Source organism: bacterium (assembly GCA_030654305.1).
Taxonomy (GTDB): Bacteria; Krumholzibacteriota; Krumholzibacteriia; order LZORAL124-64-63; family LZORAL124-64-63; genus PNOJ01.
The window spans coordinates 1-3,411 of record JAURXS010000438.1 but is presented as its reverse complement, the minus strand read 5'-3'; the positions used below and the strand labels follow the sequence as shown (position 1 = coordinate 3,411).

3 protein-coding genes are annotated in these 3,411 nt (G+C 72.6%); all 3 read left to right on the top strand.

The window, feature by feature from the left end:
• Window positions 1-437 (top strand): sigma factor (locus tag Q7W29_12805; GenBank protein MDO9172698.1); only part of this gene is annotated, 437 nt, incomplete at its 5' end.
• 279 nt (window positions 438-716) lie between these two features.
• Complete coding sequence (locus Q7W29_12800; protein MDO9172697.1) at window positions 717-1,310, top strand: carboxypeptidase regulatory-like domain-containing protein; 594 nt, start codon at window positions 717-719, stop codon at window positions 1,308-1,310.
• A 19-nt stretch (window positions 1,311-1,329) separates the two neighbouring features.
• On the top strand, window positions 1,330-3,411 hold a 2,082-nt coding region (locus Q7W29_12795; GenBank protein MDO9172696.1), incomplete at its 3' end, for a PKD domain-containing protein.

Sequence of the window (3,411 nt, the reverse complement as noted above, 5' to 3'; positions counted from 1 at the left end):
TGGCCGAGACGAGGATGAGCATCGTGCGGGCCGAGGATCCCCGCCTGCAGCATTACCTGCTGTACATCGAGCGGTACAAGAAGCTGACGCGGGACGAGGAGCTCGGGCTGGCGGAACGCATCCACGACGGGGATCGGGAGGCGCTCGACCAGCTGGTCAACGCCAACCTGAGCCACGTCGTCGGGATCGCCAAGGAGTTCCACCATCATGGCCTCGGCGACCTGGACCTGATCGCGGAGGGCAACGTCGGGCTGATCTCGGCCGCCCGCAACTTCGATGGCAGCAGGGGCATCCGTTTCATCTCGTTCGCGAAGCTCTGGATCGGCCGGGCGATCCGCAGGGCGGTCGTCGTCCACGTCCGTGCGCCGCGCCTGCCGTCCACGTTGGTGATCGGCGCGTCGTCACAGCGGTGGAGTTCCGCTTCCTGGGCCGATTGACCGGTCCGACGCGATCCGCGCGGCGCAACGAGCGACCCGGATCCGCGTCAGGGGCCGCCTTCCTTCGGGGAGGCGGCCCTGTTCATTGTTGCCTCCGCGCCGGCGTGTCCGCCATCTCGCCGCGATTTACCGTAGAATAAAGATAAAATTCATCCTAATTATCGACATCGGTGGTAGACTGGCGTTTCTAGCCCGGCTCGCGCCGGAGATGCGGAACACCTAGTCGGTCCAACTCCCGGGGTCCCCGCCATGCTGCCTTCCCAGCGATTCCGACGACCGTTGCGGTGGGCGATCCCGCCGCTGCTGTTCGCCCTGCTCGCCGCCGGCCCCCTGCTGGCCGCCTCGATCTGCGGCCACGTCACCGACGCGTCGACCGGCGAGCCCGTCGCGCAGGCGGGCGTCTTCCTGCGCACTGCGGCCGGGGACTACACCGGCGACCACGCGGCCACCGATGCCGCGGGCCACTACTGCGTCGACGGCCTCGCCGCGGGGACCTACACGCTCGAGGTGCTGGTCGACGACTACGTCGTCTCCTACCGCAACGACATCGTGGTCGCCGACGACGTCACGGAGGTGCCCGTGTCCGCGAACCTGCCCGCGCTGCGGCTGGCGCTGCCCTGGCCCAACCCGAGTGCGGGCGCGACCAAGTTGCGGCTCGTCGTCCGGCGCGAGACGTCGGTGCAACTGAGCGTCTACGACGCCGGCGGTCGGTTGCTGCGCACCTGGGGCGCCGAGACGCTCACGGGCGGCAGCCACGATTACGAGTGGGACGCCTGCGGCCCCGACGGTCGCCCGGTCCCGTCCGGTCTCTACCTCGTCCAGGCCCGCGGCGAAGACGTTTCCTCCACGCGCGCCCTGGTCCTGACCCGGTGATCTGCGAAAGGATCCTGACATGAAGACCCGCCGATCGTTCGTCGTCCTCGGACTGGCTGCCGCCCTGGCCGGCCTCCTCTGGGGCTGCTCCGACCAGTCGCCGCCGACCGAACCCCTGTCCGGCATCGAGGTTCGCGACGGCGCGGTCCTGAGCGGCACCGTGCTGGACACCGGCGGCCGTCCCGCGCCCGACGCGGTGCTGGCGCTGGAACGCGTCGAGGGCGGGCTGTCCGCGACCGTGGGCCGGGCGCTGTCGGGCGGGACCGACCTCGCCGGCAAGACCTCCGACAAGGCCGCCGACGTGCGCAGCGCGGTCAGCGACCGCGCGGGACGCTTCGTCTTCGGCGGGCTGGACGCCGGCACCTACCTGCTGACCTCGTCGCTGCGCGACCACGCCGGCGACAGCCGCAGCCTGGAGATCCCGCCCGGAGTCGCGGCCAACGCCGAGACGACGTTCGTCGACATCCAGCTGGTCCCGACCGGCACCTTCCTGGGCAGCGCCACGCTCGAGAACGCCATCGACCACACCGGCACCGTCGTCTTCCTCGAGGGGACGTCGTACGTGGCGGTCACCGACGCGGCCGGCGGCTACAGCCTGACCGGCGTGCCGGTGGGCGCGTGGCCCGCGCGCGCCATGCACGCCGGCTACCTGGACGACAGCACGGGCGGCGCCCTGGTCGCCGCCGGCGACAGCGTGACCTTGGCGGCGATGTTCTTGCGGTTGAACGCCAACATCCCGCCGACCGCCGGCGACCTCACCGCTTCGACGGTGTTCGAGGGGGACGCGACGTCGTTCGGCGCCGTCGCCGCCGATGCCGACGGTACGGTCGTCCTCCACGAGTGGGACTTCGAGGACGACGGCGTGTTCGACTGGAGCAGCGCCGCCAACGCGAACGCGCTGCACGCCTACCCGTCGCAGGGCCAGTACCTGGCCAAGCTGCGCGTGACCGACGACGACGGCGGGATCGGTCTGGCCGTGGTGCAGGTGACGGTCGAGCCGCCGCTGCCCACGGCCGTCTTCGTGACCCCGACCGGCAGCGACGCCAACAGCGGCGGCATGACGGCCCCGGTCAAGACCATCGCCCAGGGGCTGGTCCGCGCCCAGGCCCTCATGATCGGCGAGGTCCGGGTCACCGAGGGCACGTACAACGAGGTCGTCCATCTCGTCGCGGGCATCGACCTGACCGGCGGCCTCGCCGTGGGCACCTGGGCCGAGCAGCCCGGCGTCTACTCGGTCGTCACCGGCTCCACGCGCCCGTTGCGCGCCCAGTCCATCGCGAGCGCGACGACCGTCCGCGGTTTCGAGGTGATCGCCACCAACGCGGCCATCGGGACCGGCACCTCGGTCGCGGTCACGGTGACCGACTGCACCGGTGCGCTGGTCTTCGAAGGCTGCAAGTTCCGGGGCGGCAACGGCGGTTCGGCGCTCGGCGGAACGCCCGGCTCGACCGGCGCTTCCGGCAGCGGCGGCCTGAGCGGCCTGCCGGGGAGTTGCGATGGGATCTACGCCTGCGCGGGCGGCAGCGGCGGTGGCGGCGCCTTCGCCGGCGGCGCCGGCGGTTTCGCGGGCAACCAGCTCGGCAACGGGTCCAACGCCGGGGCCGGCAGCAACGGCGCCGGCGCCCCCGGCGGAACGGGCGGCAACGGCGGTTTCACCGGCGACCCCGGCAGCACGGGCGGCAACGGACAGGCTGGCAGTGTCGGGATCTTCGGACCCGCGGGCTCGATCGCCATCGCGGCCGGCGCCATCGTCGGCGATGCGTGGGTGCCGAACATCGGCGGTTCCGGCGGCACCGGTGGCGGCGGCGGCGGTGGCGGCGGCGGCGGTGGCGGCGGCGGCCAGGAGTGCACCTTCTGCGACGACGGCGTGGGCAACAGCGGCGGCGGCGGCGGAGGGGGAGGTTACGGCGGCACGGGCGGCACCGGCGGCCTGAGCGGCGGCGCCTCCTTCGGGCTGCTGGCGATCAACGCCTCGCCGGTCCTGAACAACTGCCTGATCATCACCGGCGCGGGCGGCAGCGGCGGTCCGGGTGCCCCGGGCGGCAGCGGCGGCGCGGGCGGCACCGGCGGCACCGGCGCCGCGAATTGTCTCGGCGAGATC